Annotated in this window: 23 protein-coding genes, 1 tRNA gene and 1 pseudogene; 21 read left to right on the forward strand and 4 right to left on the reverse strand. The window is 60.0% G+C overall.

Annotation, left to right across the window (positions count from 1 at the left end):
- From OQK_RS09290 to vapC, 13 genes are all read left to right on the forward strand, one after another.
- Positions 1 to 510: pyridoxal-phosphate dependent enzyme (locus tag OQK_RS09290; RefSeq protein WP_038860800.1), on the forward strand; the 510-nt coding region annotated here is incomplete at its 5' end.
- 5 nt (positions 511 to 515) lie between these two features.
- Positions 516 to 1,547 (forward strand): 2,3-diaminopropionate biosynthesis protein SbnB, encoded by a 1,032-nt coding sequence (sbnB, locus tag OQK_RS09295; RefSeq protein ID WP_038860801.1) that lies wholly within the window; start codon positions 516 to 518, stop codon positions 1,545 to 1,547.
- Entirely contained in the window at positions 1,541 to 3,322 is a 1,782-nt protein-coding gene (locus tag OQK_RS09300; protein ID WP_016772130.1) for an FAD/NAD(P)-binding protein, read from the forward strand. The genes sbnB and OQK_RS09300 overlap by 7 nt, the downstream gene beginning before the upstream one ends.
- Entirely contained in the window at positions 3,319 to 3,933 is a 615-nt protein-coding gene (locus OQK_RS09305; protein WP_016772131.1) for a glutathione S-transferase family protein, read from the forward strand. The genes OQK_RS09300 and OQK_RS09305 overlap by 4 nt, the downstream gene beginning before the upstream one ends.
- 15 nt (positions 3,934 to 3,948) lie before the next feature.
- Positions 3,949 to 5,373, forward strand: coding sequence for an L-lactate permease (locus OQK_RS09310; protein ID WP_016772132.1), 1,425 nt, complete (start codon positions 3,949 to 3,951; stop codon positions 5,371 to 5,373).
- Positions 5,374 to 5,400: 27 nt separating this feature from the next.
- Positions 5,401 to 6,879: an aminotransferase-like domain-containing protein gene (locus tag OQK_RS09315; RefSeq protein WP_016772133.1), complete on the forward strand. Its 1,479-nt coding sequence runs from the start codon at positions 5,401 to 5,403 to the stop codon at positions 6,877 to 6,879.
- Positions 6,880 to 6,901: 22 nt separating this feature from the next.
- Entirely contained in the window at positions 6,902 to 7,246 is a 345-nt protein-coding gene (locus tag OQK_RS09320) for a hypothetical protein (protein WP_024011214.1), read from the forward strand.
- A 281-nt stretch (positions 7,247 to 7,527) separates the two neighbouring features.
- Entirely contained in the window at positions 7,528 to 8,586 is a 1,059-nt protein-coding gene (locus OQK_RS09325) for a PDDEXK nuclease domain-containing protein (protein ID WP_016772135.1), read from the forward strand.
- Between the two features lie 67 nt (positions 8,587 to 8,653).
- The gene (locus OQK_RS09330) at positions 8,654 to 9,628 is read left to right on the forward strand and encodes an alpha/beta hydrolase family protein (protein ID WP_038860803.1); all 975 of its coding nucleotides are present in this window, start codon (positions 8,654 to 8,656) and stop codon (positions 9,626 to 9,628) included.
- 29 nt (positions 9,629 to 9,657) lie between these two features.
- On the forward strand, positions 9,658 to 10,071 hold the full coding sequence (locus tag OQK_RS09335; protein ID WP_016772137.1) for a hypothetical protein: 414 nt from the start codon (positions 9,658 to 9,660) through the stop codon (positions 10,069 to 10,071).
- Positions 10,072 to 10,077: 6 nt separating this feature from the next.
- Complete coding sequence (locus OQK_RS09340) at positions 10,078 to 10,530, forward strand: hypothetical protein (protein ID WP_016772138.1); 453 nt, start codon at positions 10,078 to 10,080, stop codon at positions 10,528 to 10,530.
- A 165-nt stretch (positions 10,531 to 10,695) separates the two neighbouring features.
- Positions 10,696 to 10,926 (forward strand): type II toxin-antitoxin system VapB family antitoxin, encoded by a 231-nt coding sequence (gene vapB / locus OQK_RS09345; RefSeq protein WP_016772139.1) that lies wholly within the window; start codon positions 10,696 to 10,698, stop codon positions 10,924 to 10,926.
- Entirely contained in the window at positions 10,926 to 11,324 is a 399-nt protein-coding gene (vapC, locus tag OQK_RS09350) for a type II toxin-antitoxin system tRNA(fMet)-specific endonuclease VapC (RefSeq protein WP_016772140.1), read from the forward strand. Before vapB ends, vapC begins: the two co-directional genes overlap by 1 nt.
- A 78-nt stretch (positions 11,325 to 11,402) precedes the next feature.
- Here the strand turns inward: vapC and gabP are convergent, their stop codons facing one another.
- Entirely contained in the window at positions 11,403 to 12,794 is a 1,392-nt protein-coding gene (gabP, locus tag OQK_RS09355) for a GABA permease (protein ID WP_016772141.1), read from the reverse strand.
- 543 nt (positions 12,795 to 13,337) lie between these two features.
- On the opposite strand from gabP, the gene OQK_RS09360 reads away from it, so the two are divergent.
- The 6 genes from OQK_RS09360 to OQK_RS09385 all read left to right on the forward strand — a co-directional run bounded on the left by OQK_RS09360 (position 13,338) and on the right by OQK_RS09385 (position 18,055).
- Entirely contained in the window at positions 13,338 to 14,111 is a 774-nt protein-coding gene (locus tag OQK_RS09360; RefSeq protein WP_016772142.1) for an ABC transporter ATP-binding protein, read from the forward strand.
- A gap of 13 nt (positions 14,112 to 14,124) precedes the next feature.
- Positions 14,125 to 14,877 carry an ABC transporter substrate-binding protein gene (locus tag OQK_RS09365; protein ID WP_016772143.1) on the forward strand — a complete coding sequence of 251 codons (753 nt, stop codon included), beginning with the start codon at positions 14,125 to 14,127 and terminating at the stop codon, positions 14,875 to 14,877.
- A gap of 77 nt (positions 14,878 to 14,954) precedes the next feature.
- Positions 14,955 to 15,650: an ABC transporter permease gene (locus tag OQK_RS09370; protein WP_016772144.1), complete on the forward strand. Its 696-nt coding sequence runs from the start codon at positions 14,955 to 14,957 to the stop codon at positions 15,648 to 15,650.
- A complete protein-coding gene (locus tag OQK_RS09375; protein WP_016772145.1) occupies positions 15,647 to 16,336 on the forward strand; it encodes an ABC transporter permease in 690 nt (229 codons plus the stop codon). The genes OQK_RS09370 and OQK_RS09375 overlap by 4 nt, the downstream gene beginning before the upstream one ends.
- Entirely contained in the window at positions 16,317 to 17,552 is a 1,236-nt protein-coding gene (locus OQK_RS09380) for a methyltransferase (RefSeq protein WP_016772146.1), read from the forward strand. Before OQK_RS09375 ends, OQK_RS09380 begins: the two co-directional genes overlap by 20 nt.
- A gap of 427 nt (positions 17,553 to 17,979) precedes the next feature.
- A tRNA-Thr gene (locus OQK_RS09385) sits at positions 17,980 to 18,055 on the forward strand.
- Between the two features lie 73 nt (positions 18,056 to 18,128).
- Here the strand turns inward: OQK_RS09385 and OQK_RS31135 are convergent.
- Positions 18,129 to 18,242: pseudogene (locus tag OQK_RS31135) on the reverse strand (helix-turn-helix domain-containing protein); the annotation flags it as partial.
- Positions 18,243 to 18,261: 19 nt separating this feature from the next.
- Between OQK_RS31135 and OQK_RS31140 the strand changes: the two are divergent.
- Together OQK_RS31140 and OQK_RS09390 are read left to right on the forward strand one after the other, a co-directional pair.
- Positions 18,262 to 18,333, forward strand: a complete 72-nt coding sequence (locus tag OQK_RS31140; RefSeq protein WP_238537212.1) for a hypothetical protein — start codon at positions 18,262 to 18,264, stop codon at positions 18,331 to 18,333.
- 280 nt (positions 18,334 to 18,613) lie between these two features.
- Positions 18,614 to 19,432 carry an LPS biosynthesis protein gene (locus tag OQK_RS09390; protein WP_038860804.1) on the forward strand — a complete coding sequence of 273 codons (819 nt, stop codon included), beginning with the start codon at positions 18,614 to 18,616 and terminating at the stop codon, positions 19,430 to 19,432.
- Here the strand turns inward: OQK_RS09390 and OQK_RS09395 are convergent.
- A complete protein-coding gene (locus tag OQK_RS09395; protein ID WP_016772148.1) occupies positions 19,423 to 20,103 on the reverse strand; it encodes an RES family NAD+ phosphorylase in 681 nt (226 codons plus the stop codon). The two genes, OQK_RS09390 and OQK_RS09395, sit on opposite strands and share 10 nt — an antisense overlap.
- On the reverse strand, positions 20,100 to 20,265 hold a 166-nt coding region (locus tag OQK_RS29155), incomplete at its 5' end, for an MbcA/ParS/Xre antitoxin family protein (protein WP_157221902.1). The genes OQK_RS09395 and OQK_RS29155, both read right to left, overlap by 4 nt.

Genomic DNA, 20,265 nt, shown 5'->3' on the forward strand with positions numbered 1-20,265 from the left:
AGGTCCATCGCGAGCAAATTTGCGCACGTGGATTACCTGTTCGTCGGCGCTGGCACCACTGGCACGCTGATGGGCTGCAAGAACTACTTCGCCGAACATCATCCACAGACCAAAGTCATTGCCGTCGATACCGTCGGCTCGGTGACGTTCGGCCTGCCGGGCGGCACGCGCCATATTCCGGGGCTCGGCACCAGCCGCCTGCCGGAGATATTCGAGTCGTCGGGCATTCACGACTTCCTGTCGATTCCCGAGGAACAGACGATCAAGGTCTGCCGTTGGCTGGCGCAACGCTACGGCCTGCTCTTCGGCGGCTCCACCGGCACTGTGCTCGCCGGCATCCGCCAGTGGGCGCCGCATATCCGGCCCGACGATGTCGTGGTGGCGATCTCCCCCGACATGGGTGAGCGCTATCTCGAAACCATCTATTCCGACGACTGGGTCACCCAGCGGATCGGCGCAACCGCACTGCAGCCCCTCTTCCCTGAAATCGCTCTGGCACTCTCGGCGTAATCCTCATGACCACACAGAATCCGATCCAGCCGTTCCACGTCATCCCCGGCGCTGTCGTCAAAGACATCCTCAACGGGCTGCGGCATGCAACCATCGACATGGTGGCGCAGACCTACCTGACCCACGAGCGTGGCGAAACCGTCAACCCCGACAGTTATTTCCTGCGTTTCCCTGCGCAACCGGCGAACCGGATCATTGCGCTGCCGGCGGCCATCGTCGACAGCGAGGGCGATCAATCCGTCTCCGGAATCAAGTGGATTGCCAGTTATCCCGACAACATCAAGTCGGGCATTCCGCGCGCATCTGCGGTGCTGATTCTCAACGATCCCGAGACCGGTTACCCCTACGCGCTGCTCGAAGGTGCGCTGATCAGTGCCGTGCGCACGGCAGCGTCGGCAGTCCTGGGTGCCTGGTGGCTGAATGGCCAGAACCGCCGCGCGGCGACACTTTCGATCATTGGTGGCGGGGTAATCTCAAGAAATATCCTCGAGACTTTCGTCGCCGACGACTGGTCCTTCGACAGCGTGGGCATTCACGATCTCAACGCGGAATCGGCGCAAGCACTCGCGGAATTCGGTGAACAACTGGGCCTGCCGGATGTACGCCTGCTGTCGCTCGAAGAAGCGCTGACTGCCGACATCGTGGTGTTCGCCACCAGCGCGGGCGAGCCGTACGTAAAAGGCCAGGGCACGTTCCGCCCGGGGCAGATTGTTCTGAACATCTCGCTGCGGGATATCGGCGCCAAAATCATCGAGGAAAGTTACAACTACTTCGACGACATCACCCATTGCCTGAAGGCCAATACCTCACCGCATCTGGCCGAGCAGCAATACGGCCATCGCGACTTTGTCACCGGCACAGTGGCGCAGCTGATTCGCGGTGACCTGCATGTCGCCCAGGACAAACCGCTGATCTATTCGCCATTCGGCATGGGCATTCTCGATCTCGCGATTGGCCGGATGATCCACGACATTGCGGTGGCGGCCGGTACGGCAATTGTCATCCCGTCATTTTTTGGCGAGGAGCGCAGATGGTGAAGGCGCCTGTGCACATCGGCCTGATCGGCTGCGGTTCGCGCGGATTGTCGGTATTCGAGCGCCTGTTGAGCCGCGCCGAGGAACGCCCGGAACAACCGGTGTTCATCGACATCTTCGAGCCCAACGTGCTCGGCAGCGGCGCGCACTGGCCCGATCAACCGGACTACCTGTTGCTCAACACCGTCGCCGGTCAGCTCGGGGTATTTCCCGACGCAGCAGCGTTCGGTGATCTGACCGACGCCCGGGAACGGCCAGGGCCGGACTTTCTCGCGTGGTGCCGAGCACAGCACGTCAAGGTTGACCCCGACAGCGGCCTGCTCGCCGCCGACGGTCGCGACGTCGAGCCGGAGGATTTTCTGCCACGGCACCTGCTCGGCGCTTATCTGGCCGACGCCTTCACGCGGATCCTCACGACCGCACCCGCCTGGGTAACGGTCAATCTGCATCGGCATCAGGTCACGGCGGTCGAGCGCAACGAGAACCAGCAATACCTTCTGCTAACCGCCGACGGCGCTGCGGTGACGGTGGATCGTCTGGTGCTGACCGTCGGCCACACCGGACGCCTGCGCCTGGCGGGGCAGAACCGGGTCGACAACGTTTACCCGCTGCCGGGCAGCCTTACCACCGTCGAGCCCGGCGAAACGGTGTTGATCGAAGGGCTGGGCCTGGGCGCCATGGACACCCTGGCGGCGCTGACGGCTGGCAGAGGGGGGATCTACAAACCCATGGCTGATGGCAGTCACACTTACCAGCCGTCGGGTCAGGAGCCGGTGATCTTCATTCAGTCGCGGGACGGGCTGCCGTTTCGCACGCGTCCCAATGGCTTGATCGGCTGCCCCCGCCATAGCGCCGTGCTGCTCACGAGCGAGCGCATCGAATCGTTGCGGGGCAACGCGCATAACCGTCGGCTGGATTTCGAACGGGACATTCTGCCGCTGATGCTGCTGGAGATGCGTGCCGCTGCGGTCGCCGTTCTGCATAAACCCTCAGCGCCACAACAGCTGCTTGAGCAGCTCAGAACCGTCAGCGTTGCCGGCCCTGCCGGTGTGGCCGCTTGTGAAGCCTTGCTGCGCGAGTTCGAAGCGATTGCCGGCGCAGTCAGTCCGCTGGAACTGATCAGCCACAAACTGCCCGACAGCGTCACGCCTTACAACTATCACGCATGGATTTACGACACCCTCGAAGCCGACTTGCATGAAGCACGCCTGGGACGCGCCGCGTCGCCGATCAAAGCCGCCATTGAAGTCTGGCGCGACTTGCGTGACCGGCTGCGTGAGGCGGTGGATTTCGACGGGCTCACCGAAGATTCGCATCGGCAGTTCTATGGCCGCTGGCACAAGGCGATCAACCGTCTGGTCGCCGGCCCGCAGAAGGAGCGCCACGCCGATCTGCTCGCGCTGTGTGATGCCGGTTTGCTGACCTTCCTCAAGCCCGGCTCACGCCCGGCTATCGAACACTTCAAGCGAGTCGCCGGTTACGTCCAGAGCAGCGGCGTCACCCACAGCGACTGCGCACCTGTGCGCGACCTCGCGCGCCTGGGCCTTGTGCGTCCGCGCACCGATGTGCCGGGCATCGACGGCATCGATGTCGACGCGGCGTGCAACCCGAGGTCGAACAGCGGCGAAGCGGTGCATGACATCTGGGTGCTGGGACCGCTCGCCGAAGGCTCTTGTTATTACAACCACTACGTCACCTCGGCGGGCGCACCTTCGCGGCTGTTCATGGACGCCCATCGAGTCGCCACCGCCATCCTTGAGACAGGAACTCGCGCATGAAACTCTACTATCAGACGCATTCGCCGTACGCCCGCAAGGTACTGGTGCTGGCTCACGAACTTGGCATCGCATCGAGCCTTGAGGTGATACATCACGAGACCAGCCCGACTTCACCGAACGCGACCATTTACCAGGCCAACCCCTTGGGTAAAGTGCCGGTGCTGATGCTGCCCGACGACAGCGCACTGTTCGATTCCATCGTAATTTGCGAATACCTCGATGACCTGAGCGGTGGTGGAAAATTCATCCCGGCCAGCGGCCCCGAGCGCTACAAGGCGCTACGCCTGCAGGCATTGGCGCAGGGCATGTGCGACGTCGGCATCAAGCTGCGCTGGGAAGTCGAGCGGCGTCCCGAGGCTTTGCGCTATCCGGCGTACGCGGACGGCCAGGCCTACAAACTCAAGGAGGCGTATCGCTTTATCGAAGAGCACGTCGACCTCAATGGCCCGATCACCGTCGGCCACATCGCCTTGGCGACGGCCCTGGACTGGGTCGCTTTCCGTCAACTCTCGGACTTCTCGGCGCAGGCACGCCTGAGCGAGTGGTATCAGACGTTCTGCCAGCGCACGTCCATGCGGGCGACCGAGTACAGCGGACAGACGCACGATTAAGCCAAGGAAACCGCTATGAGCTCTCTCTTGCTGCAAATGTCACCGATCGCGCTGGTGATCGCGCTGATTCTGATCCTCCGGCGTCCGCCGGTACAAGCGGCGCTGGCCGGTGTCGTGCTGGTGCTGGTGCTGTGGGCGCTGGGCGCTGCCGGGCCGGTGTCGGCGGCGATCTCCTCGGCGATTTTTCAAGACACCACGATCCTGTTTCTCAGCACCGCGTGCGTCATCGTCCCGGGGCTGGCCTTCGTCATTCTGGTCGAGCGCGGCGGCGCGCCACAGGCCATCGGCGCGTGGGTCAAGGAACTCGGCTGGACACCCCCCGCGCAGGTGATTTTCATCGTGCTGGGACTGGCGCCGCTGCTGGAAGCGATGACCGGCTTCGGCGTTTCGCTGATCGCCACGGTGCCGCTGCTGATGGGGCTTTTCACTCGCCAGTCGGGGATGAAAATCGCTCTCGCCGGCATGGTGATCATGCCGTGGGGCACGCTGGGTCTGGCAACGGTGATCGGTGCCTTGCTGGCGCATTTGCCGGCGCAAACCCTCGGTATCCATTCGGCGCTGATCAGCGCGCCGGTGTTCCTCTGCCTGGCGTCGCTGGCCTTGTGGCAGGCCGGCATCCGCAGGATCACAGCGTGGCTGGGGCTGCTTGTCGTGACGGCCCTGTTCGTTGCCGTGCTGTTTGGCGTCAACCTGTGGCTCGGCCCGGAAGTTTCCGGTGTGCTGGCCGGGCTGGCCGTGGCTTGCGTCGGCCTGGGCATCTCCTGGGCGCAACGGAAAAAACTGGTGCGCTGGCCGAGCGCGGCATGGCCTTATCTGGCCTTGCTGGGAGTGATTGTGGCGTCGCGCGGACTGTTCGTGCTGTCGGGCTGGGATGGCCTGTGGGTTGTCAGGGGCGAACACGTTTCATGGAAGCCGCTGGCGTCTCCAGGGCTGGCGCTGCTGATCGTGACCGTGCTGATGGCGTTCAGGCAAACCGCGGGCGCGGGTTTCCCGTGGCAAGCGCTGTTCAACCGGGCGAAGTTTCCGGTCACGACAATCTTCCTGTTCCTGCTGCTCTCCCAGGTGATGGTCAACGCCGGATTCCTCGTCGAGGCGCAAAGCGCGTTGCAATCCATGTCGGGTATTTCGCTGGCGCCGACGATCGCCCTGCTGGCGGGGATTGCCGGTTATGTCACCGGTTCCAACGTCGGCGGCAACACGCTGGTGATGCCGTCCATTGCCGCGCTGAGCAGCGAACACGGGGCGTGGCTGGCAGCAATGGTCAACAGCGCCGCCGGCCATGGCGCACTTGGCTCGCTGTCGATCCTGTCATTGATCACCGGACTTGCCGGTGCCAACCGCCAGGAAGAAAACAGCCTGATCCGCTTCGCCTTCGGTCTGGTGGCGCTGAACATCGTCATAGTTGCTGCAACAGGGATCGTTTTGCTCTACTTTCTGTGAATTGTTTCGAATCATCACAGAGAACTTATGGACAGGTTTGATTTGCCGGACAAGCGCTGGCGGATAGTCAAGGACTGGATTATTCGCCAGATCGACAGCGGTGACCTGGCGGCCGAAGCGAAACTGCCGTCAATCCGAGTTCTGGCGCGGATGTTCGAGACCAGCATCACCACGGTGCAGCGGGCGCTGGCCGACCTCGAGGCCGAGGCCTACGTCACGACGGTGCCGCGCGTCGGCTACTTCGTCTCGGCATCGGGACGGGCAAAACCGTCCGGCGCTTTCGATTTTTCCAGTGTCACCGTCAACGTCAATCATGCGGTGGTCGCGATGCTCTCCGAAGCAGCGTCGCGCACCACTGCATCGCTGAATTCGGCGGTTCTGCACAGCGATCTCACGCCCAACGTGTTGCTCAACAAATGCCTCTCGGTGCTGGCCGCCAGGACTGACAACGCGCTGAGCGGTCTGGTCGCGCCACCCGGCCTACCGGCGCTGCGGCGGCGCATCGCCGGGCTGATGCTGACCCGCGGTGTAGTCTGCGGGCCGGACGATATTCTGGTGACGTCGGGCGACACCATCGCTCTGGAACTGGCCCTGGAAGCCGTCGCGTCGAAAGGCGCTACAGTCGCCATCGAAACCCCGACCTATTACGGCATTCTGCAGACCATCGAACGCCTGGGCATGCGCGCCTTGCCGATCCGCACCCACGGCCGCACGGGCCTGGATGTCGATCATCTGGAGGAAGCGCTGAAGCAAAAAAAGGTCGCGGTGATCTTTCTCAACCCGACGCTGCAGAATCCGCGTGGCTTCATCATGCCCGACGAAGCGCGCGCGCGACTTTCAAGGATCGCCCGGGAAGCGGATGTGCCGATCATCGAAGACGACATCTTCTTCGACCTGGTGCCCGAAGCTGATCGACCGCGCGCCCTCAAGAGCTACGACAGCAGCGGCCAGACGATTTACTGCTCGTCCTTTTCGAAAACCATCGCGCCGGGTTATCGCGTCGGCTGGTGTCTGGCCGGCAAATACCGCAATGCCATCCTCGCGCAGATGTTTTCGCGCAACCTGGCCGTTTCCAGCCTGGCGCAAAATGTTCTCAATGAATTCATCGGCCGTGGCTACATGGACGAGCACTGCGCCAGATTGAGGTCGCAACTCTCTTCGCTGGCGAGTTTTGTCGAAGCGCTGGTGCGCACGGATTTCCCGATCGGCACCCTCTACGTCCCACCGCGCGGCGGCTTCATCCACTGGATCGAAATGCCGGCACACACCGACATGTCTGCGCTGCAGCAACTGGCCACGGAGCGTGGTTGTCACGTGGCTGGCAGCGGCATCTTTTTCGCCGACGGCCAGGCTTCCACAGGCGTGCGCATCTGCCTCGGCACTGCGCTGACGCCGGCGGTGATCGGCATTCTCAAGGTGATCGCTGAATGCGCCCACCTTGCCGCACGCCCGACGAGCCTGCGGCAGATGCCGACTGAACAATTGCAAGAGCCGGCAGTTTTCTGACCGGCTCACGCGAGCCTCGCTTATGAATCAGAAAAGAACCCGTATTCGCTTGCCGCATCCCCCGCCGTATCGCCCGAGCCGCTGGACATTCTGGCTAACGGTGCTCGCGGGAGTGCTGATCGCCTTTGCCGTGTGTCTTTCGATCTACATGCTTATCGAAAGCTGGATCAGCGGTTCCATCACCACCAACAATCGCGGACCGCGCAGCACCTACACCTTGGCACTGCAACCTCGGCGATACTGGTTCGAGTTCATGTGGCAGAGCTTCTGGACCGCGTTCATGTTGGCCATCGGTGTGTTCGGGCTGTGGATTTATCGCAAAGGGCGGATGCGTGAGCAGAGGCCGAAGGGCAAGCGCTCGCGATGATGCAACTGGGGCGCTTTTTTGAAGCAGCCTCTTACCTGCCTGTTCCTTTCATTCCAGCGCAACACCAGATCGCTCACCGCAGCGCCGCCAACTCTGCGGCGATTGACTGGGCAAAAAGTACGAAATGGACTACGGACATTTACCCTGTTACGCGCCTTCCGGTGGCAAAGTCCTGCAACGCCTGTCCCGCCCTTCCTTCCGAACTCGCAGGTTCGCCCGACATACCTGCGCCGCCTTCCCCGGCATGCTTGCGTCTCTGTTTCCAGAATGCGGAAGACCCGATGAGCCAGCTCAAACCTGCTGATACACAAGACCATAAAATCGATTCACTGCTGGGCGAACTGGGCGAGCTGATTCGCCAGGCGCGGCAAAAAGTGCTACGCGCGGTCGATACGATTCAGGTGCAGACCTGTTGGCAAATCGGCCGGCATATCGTCGAGTTTGAACAACAGGGAGCCCAACGTGCGGGATATGGGAAAAAATTGATTGGCCTACTGGCTAAGGATCTGACCGGGCAATTCGGGAAAGGGTTTGATCAAACCAATTTGTGGAAGATGCGCCTGTTTTATCAAAAATTTCCAATTCGAGACGCACTGCGTCCCGAATTGAGCTGGACCCACTACCGCCGCCTGCTACGCGTCGAAAGCGAGAAAGCGCGCCTGTGGTACATGAACGAATGCGCCGACCTCAACTGGTCAAGCCGCGCCCTTGATCGTCAGATCCTGACGCTCTACTACGAGCGCCTGCTGATGAGTCCGGACAAAGCCGAGGTGGTCGAGGAAGCCACGACCAACATCGACGCGATGAAATGCAATCCGCGGGAATTCATTCGCGATCCGGTCATGCTCGAATTCCTCGGCCTGCCCTCGGCAGGCAAAGTCAGGGAAAGCGGACTCGAACAAGCCCTCATCGATCACTTGCAAAGCTTTCTGCTTGAACTTGGCAAAGGCTTTTCCTTTGTCGCCCGCCAACAACGCATCAGCACTGACGGCGTCGACCTCTATATCGATCTGGTGTTCTACAACTACCTGCTCAAGTGCTTCGTGATCATCGACCTGAAACGCGGCAAGCTCAGCGCCCGCGATGTCGGGCAGATGGACATGTATGTGCGCATGTACGACGAGCTCAAGCGCAGCGAAGGTGACAAGCCAACCGTCGGTATCATTCTGAGCGCGGAAAGCAATGACTCGGTGGCGCGCTATTCCATGCTCAAAGGCAATGAGCAACTGTTCGCCAGCAGCTACAAGACGATACTGCCGAGCGAAGAAGAGTTACGTGCTGAACTCAACCGCGAACAGGCGTTGATCGAAGAACGCATGCTCATTCAATCCAGTGAATGAACCGGCCGGATTGTTCTTGATCAGCGCGGCGACTATGGTTGGCACCTAACCGCCGAGGTCAAGCGCCATGAGCTGTCAGCAGACATCTGATGTGGGCGACCCAGAGTTGAGCCAAGCAGCTTTGACTGTAACTAAAGCTACGCCCTTCAAGGAAACCGCAGTCGACGGCTACGCACTCGGCGGCTTCACCTGGCGCCACAGTTCGCCCGATCCTCAGCGCCCGGTGGTCATCATCAACGCCGCCACCTCGGTGCGCTGTCGCCACTATTCACGGTTCGCGGCCTACCTGTTCAGCCATGGCTGCGATGTGATGACCTACGACTACCGGGGCATCGGCGAATCACGCAGCGAATCGATCAAAGGGCTGCGCGCTTCGTGGACTGACTGGGGCGCTCTGGATTTCGAAGCGATGCTCAAACGCGCGCAGCAGGAGTTTCCCGGTCAGCCAATCGATGTGGTTGGCCACAGCTTCGGTGGTTGCGCGGCGGGCTTGGCGGAGTCGGGCAAAGTGATCCGACGGTTGGTAACCGTCGGTGCGCAGTTCGCTTATTGGCGCGATTACGCCCCTGAACAGCGCTGGCGGATGTTCGGCAAGTGGCATGTAGTCATGCCTTTGATGGCGCTGCTCTGCGGCTATTTCCCCGGCAAACGGCTAGGTTGGCTGGAGGACACGCCAACCGCCGTAGTCCGCGACTGGAGCACGCCCACCGCACGTTACGAGCAACGCCCAAGCGGTCGCGCACTGATGAAAAAGGCGGGCGCCCTGCCCTTCGATGGCGTCCGCGCGCAGACCCTCGCCATCAGCCTCAGCGATGATCCTTACGGAACGATCCCGGCGATCGAACGCCTGCTCGGCTACTTCAGCAACGCGGCAAAAACCCATCTGCGCATTGCGCCGCAGGACATCGGCGAACGACAAGTCGGACATTTCGGCTTTTTTCGCAGCGCATACCAAGCCACACTATGGCCCATTGCTCTGACCTGGCTGCAGACCGGCGCACTGGCCGCCGATACACCCGGCCGACAAGTGCCACGCAGCTGAGCCCCTCTCAACGCACGACGGAACACATCATGGCCTCCGCCAACAAGCAGCAAAAACGCGCCACCCGGGCCAAAGCCAAGGCCAAGCAGAACCGCACCAAGCGTGCCGAAGCGCCGGTCGAGCTGGACCCGAACGACGACCGCATCGATTTCGAATCGGTGGACCTGACCGAGCTGTTCAAGAAAATGATCGACGCCGAGAAGATCAGCCAACAGGCCATGTGCACCGCGTTCCTTGAAGATCCGCTGCTGGAACTGGTCTATGAGCAGGAAGGCGAAGAAGGCGCGATGGATTTCATCCTCGCCGCGCTGATCGAGTATCGCCAGTGGTCGCAGGAAACCGACGAGGCTGGCGCACTGGCGTGGATCGAATCCCCGGCCTTCCAGGCTGACTATGTAGCGGCATCCGACGCGATCGCGGCACAAACCCAACAGAAGAACTGAGCTCCCATGGCATCCCTGAACAAGCAACAGAAACGCGCCAAACGCGCCAAGGCCAAAGCCAAGCAAATCCGCATGGTCGGGCGCAAACCGCTGGATCAGGACGAAGACCTCGGCCACCTCGCCGAGCCGATCCCGGAATACACCCTGGCGATGTTCAGCAAAATGCGCGACGCCGAAGCCGTCAGCCGCAACGAAATGTTGCTGACCCTGCTGCGCGAACTGGCCTTCATCATCGTCGACCATCCTGAACTGCTCGACATGGAAAACGCCGACAACGAAGGCATGGCCGCCACCCACCTGGCCGCCGATATGCTCATCGACTACCGCATGTGGGCCGACGGCATGACCATCGAACAGGCCCAGGCTTGGCTGAGCGAGCCGCAGTTCATTACGGATTTCGGCGTGGCGCTGGATGCTTATGGCAAGTCGGTAGAGCCCCAGGAAGACAAGAGCGAATAAGCCCTTCTCAGAAACAAAAAACGGCCGCTACTCATCCCTGACAGCGGCCGTTTTTGTTTGGATGACCTAGCTACTCTTTGTCCGGTGACGATGTATATCCCATTGACATATCCCCAGCACGATCTATCCTGAGCTGATCACAGGAACAGACCCGGGAGCTCGAATATGGAGCAGACCACAATTTTCATGAGCAACAGAAGTCAGGCAGTCCGACTGCCAAAGGCAGTTGCGATGCCCGGCGACGTTAAACGAGTGGAAGTCATCGCGATTGGCAGAACACGCGTCATTACGCCTGCTGGAGAAAGCTGGGATAGCTGGTTTGATGGCGAGAGCGTCAGCCCTGATTTCATGGCTAACCGTGAGCAACCCACTGAACAGGAGCGCGAGTCGTTCTGATGATCAAGTACATGCTGGATACAAATATCTGCATCTTCACCATCAAGAACAAACCACAAATTGTCCGGGAAGCCTTCAATCGACATTCCGGGCAGTTGTGCATCAGCGCTATCACGCTTATGGAGCTTATTTACGGTGCTGAAAAGTCGGCGGCCCCGGAGAAAAATCTGGCAATTGTTGAAGGATTTGTCGCGCGACTGGATGTCTTGCCTTTCGATAACGACGCAGCCGCACAGGCCGGGATGGTTCGATCTGAACTCGCGAAGGCTGGAACGCCGATCGGGCCATACGACCAAATGATCGCTGGCCACGCACGCTCACTTGGACTCATTGTAGTGACGAACAACGTACGGGAGTTTCAACGCGTTTCCGGTTTGCGAATCGAGGACTGGGTTTAACCTGACTGGAAAGCTCAGAAACAAAAACGGCCGCTAGTCATCCCTGACAGCGGCCGTTTTTACATCACGCGTTACGACTCAGTTCAACACCACCGCACCACGCTTCTCCAGCTTGCGACGGCGCGACACCAGCAGACCAGCCGCTACCACCATAAGGCTCAGCAGACCGGTGGCGAGGATTTCCACGCGGTGGGCTTCCTGGAACAGCATGATGGTCAGCGCGGCGACGATGAAGATGATTACCGCCCAGGTCAGCCCCGGGAACAGCCACATGCTGAAGACGATCTTCTCGCCGCGCGCCATGCGCTGTTTCCGCATGCGCAGTTGCGAGAAGGCGATCACCAGGTACACCAGCAGGGCGATGGCGCCGGAGCTGGCCAGGAGGAACTCGAACACCGCGGCCGGAGCCACATAGTTGGCGAAGGTGCAGAGGAACGCTGCGCCGGTGGACAGCATCACCGCCCAGTAAGGCGTGCCGCTCTTGTTGGTGCGGGTCGACATGGCCGGGGCATCGCCGCGCTTGCCGAGGGAGAACAGCATGCGCGACGAGGTGTACAGCGCCGAGTTCAGGCAACTGGTCACCGCCACCAGTACGACGATGTCGACGATCATCTTCGCGTTGGGAATGCCCATGCGCTCAAGTACGGTCTGGTAGGAACCGAGGTTGGCCAGGGTAGGATCGTTCCACGGCACCAGCGCCACCACGATGAAAATCGAAACCAGATAGAACAGGCCGATCCGCCAGATCACCGAGTTGGTCGCCTTGGAGATCTGCTTGCCTGGGTCCTTCGATTCCGCCGCCGCGATGGTGACGATCTCGGTGCCCATGAACGAGAACATGGTGGTCAGGATCGCGCCCAGCACAGCGCCCATGCCGTTGGGCAGGAAGCCGCCACTGTCGAACAGATGCGACACACCGCTGACCTGACTGGTCGGCAGGAAGCCAAAAATCGCCGCCAGACCGAGGCCGATGAAGCCGATGATCGCCAGCACCTTGATCAGGGCGAACCAGAACTCGAACTCGCCGTAATTCTTCACGCTGAACAGGTTGGTCACGGTCAGCAGCATGGTGATCACCAGCGCGAAAGCCCAGATGTCCACGCCCGGGAACCACGCATGCAGGATGGTCGCGGCGGCGTTGGCTTCCAGCGGAATCACCAGCACCCAGAACCACCAGTACAACCAGCCGATGGTGAAACCGGCCCAGTGACCGATCGCGCGGTCAGCGTAAGTCGAGAACGAACCGGTGTCCGGCGAAGCCACGGCCATTTCGCCGAGCATGCGCATCACCAACACCACCAACGTACCGGCGGCGGCGTAAGCCAGCAGCACGGCCGGGCCGGCGGCAGCAATGGCGTGGCCGGAGCCGACGAACAGACCGGCGCCGATCACACCGGCGATCGACAACATGGTCACATGACGCGGTTTGAGCCCCTGTTCGAGGCCTGTGGAGCTTGGGGTACTGCTCATAGAGACTACCTTTGCAAGGAAAGCGAGTGCGTCCGGCGCGTCTGAAAATTCTTTCTCGTAAAAAGAATCCAACGGCCTGTTCCTTATTCTGCACGCAATATTTGCGCCAAAATGTTTCAAGTCCTTAAGTGCCGGGGGCTCCGGCATCCGATGCAAGTCATTGAGTTTAATGGCTATTCGCCAGAACGTTACCCGGCGACTCACTTTCAAGACGAATCCGCGCACCAGAAACACACAGAAAAAGTGTGCGACGCACAGAAAAAGGGCGAATAAGGAACGTTCGGCCGGATAGCGCTTCCAACACCCCGCCAAAGCTGGCAACATCGCGCCTTTTTTTACGCGGCACCCACGGGTTTGCATGATCAAACACCCGTTCGGTTGTTGATGGGGCGACAGTCTGCTGCGCCGATGCGACAACCCGCCACATGCCACCCGTTTACCGCTCGTAGCGCTGTTGGCTGCCATTGAAACGCTATGCTAGCTTGGCCGCCTCGCCAGGAAGGCCCGCCAACAGCAGGAGCGCAACATATATGAGGAACGCACATGGCTGAGGCCACGCCCGCGCTTGAAATCCGCAACTTGCACAAACGCTACGGACAGCTGGAGGTGCTCAAAGGCATCTCGCTGACCGCCCGCGACGGCGACGTGATCTCGATCCTCGGCTCTTCCGGTTCCGGCAAGTCCACGTTCCTGCGCTGCATCAACCTGTTGGAAAACCCGCATCAGGGCCAGATCCTCGTGGCCGGTGAAGAACTCAAGCTCAAGGCCGCGAAGAACGGCGAACTGGTCGCCGCCGACGGCAAACAGATCAATCGCCTGCGCTCGGAGATTGGTTTTGTATTTCAAAACTTTAATCTGTGGCCGCACATGAGCGTGCTCGACAACGTCATCGAGGCCCCGCGCCGCGTGCTCGGTCAGAGCAAGGCCGAGGCCGTCGAAGTCGCCGAAGCCCTGCTGGCCAAGGTCGGCATCGCTGACAAGCGCCACGCCTACCCGGCGCAATTGTCCGGTGGTCAGCAACAACGCGCCGCCATCGCCCGCACGCTGGCAATGCAGCCGAAAGTGATCCTGTTCGACGAACCGACCTCCGCGCTTGACCCGGAAATGGTTCAGGAAGTACTTAGTGTCATCCGCGCATTGGCCGAAGAAGGCCGCACCATGCTGCTCGTGACCCACGAAATGGGCTTCGCCCGCCAGGTCTCCAGCGAAGTGGTGTTCCTTCATCAGGGCCTTATAGAAGAGCAAGGATCGCCACAGCAGGTGTTCGACAACCCGCTTTCGGCGCGCTGCAAACAATTCATGTCCAGCAACCGCTAACGGAGCAACATGCATGCAGAATTTCAAGAAGGTCTTCCTGGCCGCAGCCGTCACCCTCGCATTCAGCGCCGGTGCCATGGCTGAAACCCTGAAAATGGGCATCGAAGCGGCCTACCCGCCGTTCAACAATAAAGACGCGAGCGGCCAGGTGGTCGGCTTCGACAAGGAAATCGGCGACGCCCTGTGCGCGAAGATGAAAGCCGAATGCTCCGTCGTCACCTCTGATTGGGACGGCATCATTCCGGCCCTGAACGCGAAGAAATTCGACTTCCTGATTTCCTCGCTGTCGATCACCGAAGAGCGCAAAGCCGCGGTGGACTTTACCGACCCGTACTACTCGAACAAATTGCAGTTCATCGCGCCGAAAAACGTCGACTTCAAGACCGACAAGGACTCGCTCAAGGGCAAGACAATCGGCACCCAGCGCGCAACGCTGGCCGGCACCTGGCTGGAAGACACCTACGGTGACGACATCAAGGTCAGCCTCTACGACACCCAGGAAAACGCCTACCTCGACCTGACCTCCGGCCGTGTCGACGCGATCCTTGCCGACAAGTACGCCAACTATGACTGGCTGAAAACCGACGCCGGCAAGGACTACGAGTTCAAGGGCGACCCGGTGGTGGAAAGCGACAAGATCGGCATCGCCGTGCGCAAGGGTGACAACGAGCTGCGCAACAAGCTGAACGCAGCCCTCAAGGAAATCGTCGCTGACGGTACCTACAAGAAAATCAACGACAAGTACTTCCCGTTCAGCATCTATTGATCTGACCTGTGGGACCGGCGCCGTGATCAAGCGGCGCCGGCTCCCGACTTTGCCTGCCGCAATTTGAACAGAAACCCATGATTATCGACCTCTACGGATTCGGCCCGGCGCTCGCCGCTGGTGCGCTGATGACCGTCCAACTGGCCCTCACCGCCCTGTGCCTGGGCCTGGTGCTCGGCCTGCTCGGCGCCTTGGCCAAAACTTCCCCGTACAAGCCGCTGCAATGGCTTGGCGGCACTTATTCGACGCTGGTACGCGGCGTCCCCGAATTGCTCTGGGTGCTGTTGATCTACTTCGGTACGGTCAACCTGATGCGCGCCCTCGGTGAGTATTTCGGCAACCCCGACCTGCAACTCAACGCCTTTGCCGCCGGTGTGATCGCACTGGGTCTGTGCTTCGGCGCCTACGCCACGGAAGTGTTTCGTGGCGCCCTGCTGGCCATTCCCAAGGGCCACCGTGAAGCCGGCCAGGCCCTGGGCCTGTCGAAGTGGCGGATTTTCACCCGGTTGATCATGCCGCAGATGTGGCGCATCGCCCTGCCAGGCCTGGGCAACCTGTTCATGATCCTGATGAAAGACACCGCGCTGGTTTCAGTGATCGGTCTCGAGGAAATCATGCGTCACGCCCAGATTGGTGTGACCGTGTCGAAACAACCGTTCACCTTCTATATGGTCGCGGCAATCATGTACCTCGGCCTGACGGTGCTGGCGATGACCGGCATGCACTTGCTGGAAAAACGCGCCGCTCGCGGCTTTGCGAGGAGCGCGCAATGAACTGGGAGGTCATCATCAAGTGGCTGCCGAAACTGGCACAGGGCGCGACCCTGACACTGGAACTGGTCGCCATCGCGGTCATTGCCGGCCTGCTGCTCGCCATTCCGCTGGGCATCGCGCGCTCTTCGAAGCGCTGGTACGTGCGCTCGCTGCCTTACGCGTACATCTTCTTTTTCCGCGGCACGCCGCTGCTGGTGCAGCTGTTCCTGGTCTATTACGGCCTGGCGCAGTTCGACGCGGTGCGTGAAAGCGCTTTGTGGCCCTACCTGCGCGATCCGTTCTGGTGCGCGACCGTGACCATGACCTTGCACACGGCGGCGTACATCGCCGAGATTCTGCGCGGTGCCATTCAGGCCATTCCACCAGGTGAAATCGAAGCCGCGCGGGCCTTGGGCATGTCCCGGCCCAAAGCAATGTTCTACATCATCCTGCCCCGTGCCGCGCGCATCGGCCTGCCGGCCTACAGTAACGAAGTGATCCTGATGCTCAAGGCCAGCGCCCTGGCCAGCACCGTGACCCTGCTGGAACTGACCGGCATGGCCCGCACAATCATCGCCCGCACTTATCTGCCGGTGGAGATCTTCTTCGCCGCCGGTGTGTTCTATCTGGTCATGGCTTACGTGCTGGTACGCGGCTTCAAGCTGCTGGAGCGCTGGCTGCGCGTCGATGCCTGCCAAGGCCGCTGATACCTCCCACGTGCTGACGGGCGAGGCTCTACTCGCCCGCTTCACCGCGCTGGATGCTTTTTTGATTAAGCATCAGGCGCTGTGGAAACCTCGGCCGTTCACTCACCTACAACTTCCATGGGAAGCGTCCTACCCGGAGTTGTCTGCGTGGCTACGCGGGCGGTCGCTGGAAGATGCAGAACGCGCGCATAACCATCCTGCTGATCTTGTCGATGCGCCAGAGCCGTTCGCTTCATTGGCGAAGTTGTCGGCAGAGTTGAGTGCGGTCGGTGAGTTGCCGGGGCGTGCGCTTGAAGCTGCCGGGCATCGCTTGAATGTCGATGTGCCCGGGCGCAAGTGGCAGCAGATCGAGGCGTTTGCCGGGCGCTTGTCCTTTGCCTCGCAGCCGACGCATTGGCTGGACTGGTGCTCCGGCAAAGGGCATCTGGGACGGCGCCTGTTGGGTGCCGGGCAACAATTGACTTGCGTTGAATACGATCCGGTGCTGGTCGCCAGCGGTCAGGCCTTGAGTCAGCGTCATCATATGCACGCTTTGCATGTCGAACAGGATGTACTCGCGGCAGACGCCCCGGCCGTATTGAACGCCGCGCACACCCCCGTCGCCCTCCACGCGTGCGGTGATCTTCATGTGCGCTTGATGCAACTGGCCAGTGCCGCAGGTTGCCGGCAAATGGCGATCGCGCCCTGCTGCTACAACCGCATCAGTCGTAACGAATATCAGGCCTTGTCCTGCGCAGGATCGGCATCACTCCTACACCTGTCGCTGGAAGATCTGGCGTTGCCGATGAGCGAAACCGTCACCGCCGGTGCGCGCGTCCGACGTCAGCGCGACACCTCGATGGCTCGTCGCCTGGCTTTCGACCTGCTGCAACGGCAACTGCGCGGCGTCGACCAATACCTGCCAACGCCCTCCCTGCCCAGCGCCTGGCTGGACAAACCGTTTGCGGACTATTGTCTCGATCTGTCAGCACTGAAGGAGTTATCCACAGTCGGCTTGCCAGACTGGTCGACACTCGAAGCCGCCGGTTGGCAGCGGTTGGCCGAAGTGCGCAACTTGGAATTGCTCCGCGGTTTGTTCCGACGACCGCTGGAGCTTTGGCTGAATCTGGATCGGGCACTTTTCCTCGCAGAACAGGGATACGTCGTACGCCTCGGCACCTTCTGCGACGCCTGCCTCACGCCGCGTAATTTACAGCTGCTCGCCGAACGCGCTTAAAACGTTACAGCCTGTGGATAACTCTGTTGATGGATTTTCCGTGGATCCAATATCTGCGCATGTTTCGTCGCCTTAACAACACTGGTCATTTTTTGTTCACATAAATAAAAACCTGTAAAACAGGGATTTGCGAACAAGATGAGAATGGCTTCACAAAACCTCGCCCAAGCAGTCCTAGCGCCCCTCAGTTGTGCATAAGCTGCCAACCAAAAGGACATAACCGACGAATATTGGGCTGGCCGAGTGAATAACTGCAGGGTCCCGAAAGCCCAGACTCAACCGTACGCCCTGCATAAATGCCTTACTGCGCTTGAGGTACAAAAGCTGCGCATTAATTTGCGCAGGGCCTGATTTTTCCGGAATGCAAAAATAGTCTGAATTCAGGGGTTTACAGGATCTACCCAATCGCTATAATCGTCGCCCACACGCCGGTATAGCTCAGTTGGTAGAGCAACTGACTTGTAATCAGTAGGTCCCGGGTTCGACTCCTGGTGCCGGCACCATACAAAACAAAGCCCCTGCAGAAATGCAGGGGCTTTGTTGTTTCTGGGTCAGCCAAGAAGTCAACTATGGGGATCAGGCAGGATACAAATCCCGCAACGCCTCAGGATGCTGACTTGCGACCCGCAAGAGAGTCTGCGCTGCATCCGTCGGCTGCCTGCGCCCCTGTTCCCAATCCTGCAACGTCCGCGCTTATGCCTCGCAGTATCTGCAGGAGCCAAGCAAGGCACTGATCGATGATGTGGTGAAAGTAATGGATGCGCCACCAGACAGGCATTGATGCAAACCGCCATTCGAAGCCCTCGTTGATACGAGGGCTTTTTTGCATTTCAGGCCTGCCGAAAACATGCCGGCCTTCCTCAAGCCCCTTGGTGCGCGGACATATCCGACTTCCCTCCTGCATCTATCCAGATAACCCGCCAGCCACTGGAGCGTTCTTTGCCAAATCGGCTGCCCAGCAGCCAAACGGGAACTAACGCCGAGCGCAACACTCACTTACAAAGCGCGACGCTATAGAAGAGTCATCTCGCTTCATCCCGTCAGCACAACGGACTGAATGCATGACATGGACCAAGAGACCATCGATGAACTCAACATCAGAAACGCCAAACGGCTCCGCACGTTCGCAAATCAGGGACTTTTCTGACTGTCGAAACATTGCTCGAGGCGCTGTATTCATAATCGCGTCGGGTAACTCTGCGAAGGACTTTCCCATTGAACAGTTTGCCGATATCCCGATGATCACGGTGAACGGCGCGATATCCATGTTCATGGGAACAGGCATCAAGCCGTTCTTCTACGCATGCACCGACACCAGTTTTTCGCTACAACAGCCTGACTTGTTTGCCTATGCGATGCGCACCAGTCAGCGAGTAGCTCTCTGGGCTCGCCAGGCCCCGGAACTGGCCGTTGAACCGACAGGTGATCTCTATCTTCTGAAGAAAGCGCCCAAACCAACCCTGACTGAATGGCTACTTCGCAACAACCAGGATCTTGTACGTAATCGAGCTGTTTGGGGTAGTCGAAACCGCAGTATCGGGTTCAGCAAAAACCTGGCCCATGGTTTTTTTGATGCCCGCACAGTCTTGTATCTCGCACTCCAACTTGCCTATCACGCGGGTTTTTCCAAGGTGATTTTGGTGGGAGCGGATATGAACCAGTCGGCCGGGCGTTTTTACGAGACTGATGGAAGCTCTATCTCCCCGTGCGGGCTGGACCAGCATTTTCATTCCAGAATTCTTCCATCTCTGAAACTCATGTCCGACAAAGTCATCGACAGTAAATTTGCCGTTTACAACTTGTCGCCCTCTTCGCGAATTCCATCCAGCGTCATTCCCGTCACAACGCTCGACGAAGTCAAAGCGATAATTCAGACCTGACTGATCTCGAATACAAACGAAATTCTGCCCTCACTTGCGCTCCAGACATAGCGCAAATGCTTGCCCTGCTTCGGAATCGATACCGCCGGCGGCCGAAACGCCGCAACGCATTCATGCCCGGTCAACCGCACGCTGTTATAGAGCAAGCCCCACGACTCGGCGTCGCGCAGTTGTCGCGCGAACAGCTGTGATGGGCCATAGGCTTCAGGATCAGGCTGATGCAGATGATCAAAGCCATGGCGAATATCATGCAGCGGCCTGATCACCTGATTGAAGTAAGTACGCATGGTCAATTCGAGATCGGCTTCCCGGGTCGCCGCGAGAAAACGTTCCTGGTGAAAACAGGTTTCAGCGATGGCCGCAGCCTGGCTGCTGGCGGCGTAATAGACGCCGAAGGTGCCGTCACTGAAACGGCTGCGTTTGCCGACGTGAGTGAACGCGGCCATCACCGGGCTGGAACCGGGGCCGGACAGGCGATCTTCGGGACGTACGCGGGCAAGGACGCCGGCCTGTTCGACCAGCCGATCATTGGTCAGTGCTTCGATGGCGTAGGCAACTTCGAGGTCCTCGGGGTCGAGGACGTCTTCGAACAGTGCAATCGGCGGGAAGCTGCTGTTGACGATGCGATACGCCCGCGGCCATGGCACATCCACCGGCGCCGGCGCTTTCAACCGCGCACTCCGTCGAGGTAGCGGCGCACATCGGCGATATCGACCACCCGGCCCGCCAGCATGTAATCCAGCGCGGTTTTGCCATTGAACGGTGCCGCCGTGTTGGGGCTGCCGACCCACTTGTAAGCGCGCTCACGGCTGTTGCTGAAGATAATGCTCAAC

Origin of the sequence: Pseudomonas sp. R62, from assembly GCF_000257605.1 — a bacterium.
Lineage (GTDB): Bacteria > Pseudomonadota > Gammaproteobacteria > Pseudomonadales > Pseudomonadaceae > Aquipseudomonas > Aquipseudomonas atacamensis.